Annotated in this window: 4 protein-coding genes and 1 pseudogene; 1 reads left to right on the forward strand and 4 read right to left on the reverse strand. The window is 42.7% G+C overall.

Going from position 1 to position 5,837, the window contains the following annotated elements; all coding sequences use genetic code 11:
* Positions 1–679: 679 nt before the first annotated feature.
* Entirely contained in the window at positions 680–853 is a 174-nt protein-coding gene (locus tag F6K46_RS37700; RefSeq protein ID WP_293067417.1) for a hypothetical protein, read from the forward strand.
* On the opposite strand, the gene F6K46_RS37705 is transcribed toward F6K46_RS37700, so the two are convergent.
* From F6K46_RS37705 to F6K46_RS37720, 4 genes and pseudogenes are all read right to left on the reverse strand, one after another.
* Positions 836–2,788: an NAD(P)-binding domain-containing protein gene (locus F6K46_RS37705; RefSeq protein ID WP_293067420.1), complete on the reverse strand. Its 1,953-nt coding sequence runs from the start codon at positions 2,786–2,788 to the stop codon at positions 836–838. The genes F6K46_RS37700 and F6K46_RS37705 overlap by 18 nt on opposite strands.
* A complete protein-coding gene (locus F6K46_RS37710; protein ID WP_293067423.1) occupies positions 2,788–3,828 on the reverse strand; it encodes a sulfite exporter TauE/SafE family protein in 1,041 nt (346 codons plus the stop codon). The genes F6K46_RS37705 and F6K46_RS37710 overlap by 1 nt, the downstream gene beginning before the upstream one ends.
* Before the next feature lie 103 nt (positions 3,829–3,931).
* The gene (locus F6K46_RS37715) at positions 3,932–5,290 is read right to left on the reverse strand and encodes an FAD-dependent oxidoreductase (protein ID WP_293067425.1); all 1,359 of its coding nucleotides are present in this window, start codon (positions 5,288–5,290) and stop codon (positions 3,932–3,934) included.
* 60 nt (positions 5,291–5,350) lie between these two features.
* Positions 5,351–5,701 (reverse strand): annotated as a pseudogene (locus tag F6K46_RS37720) (class II aldolase/adducin family protein); the annotation flags it as partial.
* Positions 5,702–5,837: the final 136 nt, after the last annotated feature.

The following is a 5,837-nucleotide window of genomic DNA, read 5'->3' on the forward strand; positions in this document are numbered from 1 at the left end:
GTTAGTGTTTGTTGGGAAAAGGGAACAGGGAGTCGGGAGTCGGGAGTCGGGGGTCGGGAGTCGGGAGTCGGGAGTCGGGAATCGGGAGTCGGGAGTCGGGAGTCGGGAGTCGGGAGTCGGGAGTCGGGAATCGGGAGTCGGGAATCGGGAGTCGGGAATAGTAGGAAAGAAAACCTAGGATTTTTTGATGTTATGATAACTCAGAATTGGGTTTCATGATCTAATTTAAAACGGTATCTAGAGGGAGCTTCGGAGCAGGTAATAGAGCTTTGCTGACAAAATCAGGATGGTTTGAAACCAACATGCCGCCACCAGAGGTAGTAATAATTTTATTGCCATTTGTAATATAGCAATTCTACGACTTGTGAGGTACACAATTTCTAGATTTTAGGGAACAGGGAACAGGGAACAGATAAGAGGGAATAGCGATGCGCTGCATTAAGAGGTGCGACCCGTAGCGAATTTAATTCTTAATGCGGAAAGCGCACCTAACAGGGAATCAACGTCAAAGAAGACTGTACCTCATGAGTACTATAAACGCTATAAAAACCTATAATACCCCAAAATTTTTATCAACAAGTTGGCAAGTATTGCCTTTTCTAATAACTATACCAATCCGTGTAGGAATTGTGATAATTTTTTTTCCCTTTTCCCTACTCCCGTCTTGATGCAATAGCGAGTGGGGGAAACCACGGCAGTCGCTCATGGGGGAGACCCCCAAGACCGCGCTGCCTCCCCAAGACCGCGCTGCATCGCTACTCCCTACTCCCTACTCCCTACTCCCTGTTCCCTGTTCCCAGATCCGCTGTTCCCTTTGGTATACAACTGTAGAGCATTACCAAATAGTATTTGACTTATGCCACTTAGAATTAGGATTGATAATTTGGAGTGGCCATAACCAGAAATGAAGCCCAATGTAAGTTATTATTTCATTAATTTGATGCATTCGCGGAAGCTTCATTATCGTTTCCAATGATGTTTGAGAAGCACCAGGTCCAGTCAAGCGATAATGTGCTCCTGTTACTGGGCCAGAACAAAACTTCCATAAAAGTCGAGGTTTCTTTAAAAGGTATAGGGGGTTGGGGCGAGAGCCGATCAAATTTGCTACTTTATCCATATAGGAAATCCAGTTTATGAGTACATTAGGCGGCGGCTGAGTTGGAAAACTCAGGGCATTTTCTTTTCGTGTTTGGATGATATCTCGTTCCATAAATCTTGCATCTGGCAGTAAGCGTTTTCCGGCTGCAACTAGAGCAAATAGGCGAGCTTGTAGCTCTCCAGTAGGAGGAATAGCTCCGATTTTTGGACGTGCAAATCCACAAAAGGCTAGAGAATATCCTATTTCAGGATGGAACATATTCAGATACATATTGGCTGGATGGAGAGCTTGCACATCTTTAGGATACTTAAGAAATGGGAACGAAGGGAAGTAACCATGAGCGAAGATTACTACATCAGCACGATGGCGAATGCCATCAGAGAAAATTACTTCATCTCCATCAAATCCAACTAAGTCCCTACGTAGATTGAGCTTGCCTTCTATCACACGGTGAATGAAGTCATCAGATTTGGTTACGGCTTGGGACATCGGACCAACATCTGAGTTTTTTAGAAGCTGGGTTCGGAAAGCAGATTCTGGCGTGTGGTCTCCAGTATGAAAACAAAGACGACGTTTTAAGGTCATCAACCAGTTTTGTAAAATGATTGGTGGGGCGTTTCGGATGCGGTTAGTGTCGTAGTCATTCGCCATGCCAGTGAGAGGATTGATGCGCGGGATAATAAACTTACCTTTCCGAATACTTAAGTATGTATTTTCAGCAACATAGGAAACTTCTGCGGCAATATCAACGCCAGACTCTCCAGCACCAACAATAACAACATGTTTCCCTCTTAAACCCTCGACTCCTTTATACATAGCTGAATGACGCACTTCTCCAGTAAAGCTATCGAGACCTGGCAACTGGATAGGTTTAGGGATAAGATTGAGTCCAGTACAAATGGCCACGCGATCGCAGTGATGAGGAACTGTTTCACCTGAAACTCGATCTACTGTGGTTACTATCCAACCTCCCTTTTCGTTGGGTTTCACATCAGTTACTGTCTGTCGAAAATGCAAGTGGTTCCAAAATCTAAAATGCTCCACGTAGTTGGCTAGATATTCTAAGTATTCCTGTAATGTGTAGTGTTCAGATGATGAGCTTTTTGGTGGAAAGTCGGAGTAAGCAGTTATCCAGGGCGAAGAGGTCAGTCGTACCGTAGGCCAGCAACCTCCAGGGAATTCTCTATTAGGCCGAAACACACCACCTATGTTGTCCTTCTGTTCAAAGCATTGAACCTCTAGCCCTTGCTCGATACATTCTTTTACCACTGCAATACCTATCGGTCCTGCACCTATGACTATAACCGACCTTCGTTGCTCTGAGCACTTAAGTGCGGGTTCTATAGATAACTTCTTGTTTAGGCTCAAAAGTCGAAATTGGTCGATTATAAATAGTCCAATCCAGAGCCAAAATACACCTACCATCCATTTAAGCAAAACTGAACCCCCCGAAATTACCAAAAAAACGCTTGATACTAGCGCAAGTGGTAAAGGTAATAATGCTACTCTAAAGATAGTCCAATCTATTAGTTTGGCTACGAATAAATTCCACCAAGGGGTTCTCCTGGTAGCTAATTGCACTGCACGATATATCCCAAATGTATCGTACTGATCGAAAAGTTCTTCGCCCACATTACTGTCTAATTGAAGATTATTTATTATCGGAGTATTACTATTGACTTGAATCATTAGTCAACTGTCCCTTTTTTTATAGATTTTATTGCATAAATATCAGTGTAATACATCCAGTAATTGAGCAAAGAGAACAAGATAAATATTATTAAGCTCACAGAAATAGTTGTGACTTTCAAGGGAATTATGAGGAAAGAAGTGAGCAACTCAATCAAGATTAGACCAATAAGAATATTGACAATAGTTTGGCGACGTAATAGGCTGCAAAACATAGCTCCTAAAGGAGCACCGATAACAACTACAGGAACTGCAGCTAGCCAATAACTAAGCGCCGGATCAGTAAAATCTTTGATAAAAAACACTTGTAAAGTAAATCCTATTACAGCATTTATAGCCATCAAAACAACCGAGGTAGGAGTGGCAACTTTCTCACTGATACGAAATAAAAGTACCATTACAGAAAATGTTAAAATGTCAATTCCATTGCCGACTAAAGAACTCATTATTCCTCCCAATAGCCCAGTAAAAAAGAATATTACTCGTTCTATAAAACTCCAATTATTGACTTGTAAATAGTATTGTCTTTTCTTTCCTGACATGATTAAACTAAAGGGTAAACTAGCGATCATCATGGTAAAAGACATCTTGATCATATCTGGGGGAAAAAAATGAGAAAAAAAAGCTAATCCAATCCAAATACCAAATGCTCCTCCAATACTAGCCCAAATGATCGTCCGCCACTCCACCCTAATTCTTGTCACCCAAATTGCTACTGAGGCGGCACTCATACCAACACTTTGAATTGCTAGGGAAAATACCTTAGCATCATGAGGTGAAACATTTAGCAATTTAGTAAATACAGGAAAAGCGACTGCTCCTCCACCAATACTTGTTCCTCCAGCAATTATAGAGCCAAACATCATTGTTAAAGCAATCTCCCAATGATTGTAACAATATGCTATTGCCTCTTGTATACCAAGGGTATTCAGCCAAATACTCCACACTATGAGTGCGATTATTACTATAGTTTTTTGTCTTAAAGTTAAATGAGATTGATAGATTTTAACAAACTTTAATATTTTGGTTTTTATTGACATAATTTTTACTAGTTATGGCTTGCTTGAAAGAAGAAATAAGTTGTGCTAGCTAGTTGCTGCTAAAAAATGTTGTTAATCTCGATTGCGGCACGATAGCCTGATTCTAAGGCACCTTCCAGCCGTGCCAAGGGGAGGTATGTTCGCCCGCAAAATGTATGCGCCCTTCAGGATTAGCAGTATGTGGCAGTAGTCCAGTTACTTGTCCAGCACTCAACAGAACATGTCCACCTTTTGCCCAATTATCTTCATCCCAGCATACGGATAGACCACCTTCAATATACTCCTCTAGACCAGGAAGCATGGGTTCTAATTGGGCGATCGCATATTCTATTCGTTCTGCTTCACTCATGGTGGCCAGACTCTGCGATCGCTCTCCCTTCATATAGGAAACCAATATAGCCCTTTGTTGGGGTAGATCGAAACTGGAGTGCCAGAGTTCAGTGGGATAGTCTGCTAAACCAAAACCGTTCAACCCCTGGTCTAACCAGTAACGTTTCCTGACTTGCAAGAAGATACGGGACAAGGAAAGATAAGATATTTCCTGAATTGCCCGGTTTTTTTTCTCCGATAAGGATGGAGTAATTTTTAGGTGGCGCAGGACGCTGAAGGGAAGGGTACAAATCAGGTATTCTGCTGCCATGGTCTGGGTCACTCCTCCTTGAACATAGGCGACACGGACTTGAGAGCGATCGCTTTCGATTTCCACAACTTCTGCTCCGTAGTGGATCTTATCTTTCAAATGGTTTGCAAAAGCATTTGTTAGTTGATCTGCCCCTCCGACAATCTTTAACATCTGCTTTTCACTGACTCCGAGAGCCATCAAACGCAAGATCTCAAGTACAGAAACATTGTTTTTGGCAAAATCCAGGTAACCGAACCCGAACATCCTAGCAATCTGGGGGGAGATACCCTGACTATCGATAAACTCTCTTACTGTGAGCTGGTCGTACTTCCTTAAAGGTTCGGGAGGCCACTCAAGGGAGGTAGGATCGCCGAGTTCTGTAAAAAGCGGTCTAAAAACCTTTTTTACTATTTCCTCTAATCTCATTTCCCTTTCTGCGGGAGTAAGATCAAGAGGATATTGACCCAACTTGACCTCTGTACCACTCTTGACCCTAAGCCGCTTACCCTGCAAGTAATGGACAAAATCCAGTTTGTCTGGATAAAAGGGTGCCACTTGCAGACCGAAATGGTCTAAGTATTTGAGAGTCCAGTGGTGATTTTCGGGGATGCGAGCCGCCCCAGCTTCCACATAAAGCCCATCGGCAAAGGGTTCCCGCAACGTTAGAATGCGCCCACCTGGTCGGAGACGGGCTTCCAACACTGTTACATTGTGACCCGCTCGCATCAGTTCGTAGGCCGATACCAGTCCGGCTATGCCAGCGCCGAGAATCAGTACGTGTTTTGGTTTGCCCTTTCTCACGAGTCTCTCAGGGCTGACACCAGCACAAATGTTGACCACAATTGCCCTTGATCTTGAGTCTAAGATGAAAGAAGTTTCTTATTGTCTGTTGTAGTGCTATCACTCCTTATAGGATGGATCGATGCGCTCAATCATACGCACTAAAGCCTTGAAAGTCGCTATTTGGGTTGACTTAAATCCATCCTTTTTCATTGGTTTAAACTGTTCCATTTGTTGAGCAAATGAATTCAAAATATCCTCAGAAGGCTGATTCAGTTTAGCCCCAGTTGACATAGCCAATACTTGTGTTCTACAAGCAAACTCCAGAAAATAAAGGTTTAAGAATGCTTCAGCAACAGTCCGTCCACAAACAACTATGCCATGGTTGCGCATGATCATACATAATTTTTCCGGTCCGAGATCCGCTGCCAGACGTTTCTGTTGTGCGATATTTATTTCTAACCCATAATTATCATGGTAAGGGCTTGTTAAAAAACAACTTCATGGTTTTAGAATTAGACAAGGGAGTCTAATATCAGAATCGGAGTACTCATATGGGGAGGCAAAACATTAATCAGTGCAAGTGTTGGGAGTGTCAGCAGGGAAA

This window comes from Moorena sp. SIO3E8, assembly GCF_010692445.1.
Lineage (GTDB): Bacteria > Cyanobacteriota > Cyanobacteriia > Cyanobacteriales > Coleofasciculaceae > Moorena > Moorena bouillonii.

What these genes read in the sequence shown, in the direction of transcription:
- F6K46_RS37705 (WP_293067420.1), bottom strand. Translation starts at nt 2,788, where the DNA reads ATGATTCAAGTCAATAGTAATACTCCGATAATAAATAATCTTCAATTA.
- F6K46_RS37710 (WP_293067423.1), bottom strand. Translation starts at nt 3,828, where the DNA reads ATGTCAATAAAAACCAAAATATTAAAGTTTGTTAAAATCTATCAATCT.